Origin of the sequence: Alitabrizicola rongguiensis, from assembly GCF_021491355.1 — a bacterium.
In the GTDB taxonomy this organism is placed as follows: Bacteria; Pseudomonadota; Alphaproteobacteria; order Rhodobacterales; family Rhodobacteraceae; genus Aliitabrizicola; species Aliitabrizicola rongguiensis.
Window position 1 is genome coordinate 1 of record NZ_JAKENF010000013.1, and the last position, 1,068, is coordinate 1,068.

At 66.9% G+C, this 1,068-nt stretch carries 1 protein-coding gene; it reads right to left on the bottom strand.

From position 1 onward, the window contains the following. Positions 1-1,068, bottom strand: a 1,068-nt coding sequence (locus L0V05_RS20455; protein WP_234873348.1) for a calcium-binding protein, incomplete at both ends; no start/stop codon positions are given.

The window sequence follows — 1,068 nt, forward strand, 5'->3', positions numbered from 1 at the left end:
CGTCTCGGCCACGACATCGCCCGCGCTGTCGACGTAATAGCTGTCGTTCCCGTCCCCGCCGACCATCGTGTCGTTGCCGCCACCGCCGTTGAGGATGTCATTGCCGGCGCCACCGCTCAGCCGGTTGGCACCGCTGTTGCCAGTCAAATTATCGGCGAAGGCTGACCCTGCCAGGTTCTCGATGCTGACCAGCGTGTCCAAACCCGAACCGCCCGTCGCCTGGGCAACTGTCAGTGCAAGGTTCACCTTCACCCCGGTGGAGGTCCCGGAATAGGACGCCGTGTCGATCCCCGCCCCGCCGTTCAGCACGTTGTTGCCGTCCCCGGCGAACAGGGTGTTGTTCAGCGCATTGCCCGTGAGGTTTGCAGCCCCGGCCGACAGGATCCGCCCCTCCTCGACATTGGCTGTCAACGTGTAGGTCGCGAGCAGGGAGTTCACCCGGTCGATCCCGCCGCTCGCGGCGACAACACTGGTCTCGGTCACGACATCGCCGGCGTTGTCCACGATGTAGAGGTCGTTGCCGTCACCGCCGACCATCGTGTCGCGGCCCGCGCCGCCGTCCAGCGTGTCGGCCCCGGCATTCCCGGTCAACCGGTTCGCCAACCCGTCGCCGGTCAGCGCATCGGCATAGGCCGACCCTGCCAGGTTCTCGATGCTGACCAGCGTGTCCGACCCCGAACTGCCGGTGGCCTGCGGTCCTGCAATCGCCAGCGAGACCGACACCGCCCCCGCTGCATAAAGGTAGGAGGCTGTATCGTTGCCGAGATCCCCGTCGACAACATTATCCCCCGCCCCGGCATAGAGCGTGTTGCCAAGGCCGTTCCCGGTCAGGTCCGCGGCGCCAGAGGACAGCACTCGACCGTCCTCGATATTGGCCTCGAGCGTATAGGCCGCAAGCCGCGAGTTCACCCGGTCGACCCCGCCCGTCGCCGCGACGGCATTGGTCTCGGACACGACATCCCCGGAGCGGTCGACCGTGTAGATATCATTGCCGTCGCCGCCGGCCTGGGTGTCGTCGCCGGCACCGCCATTCAACGTGTCGTTGCCGGCGCCGCCACTCAGCCGGTT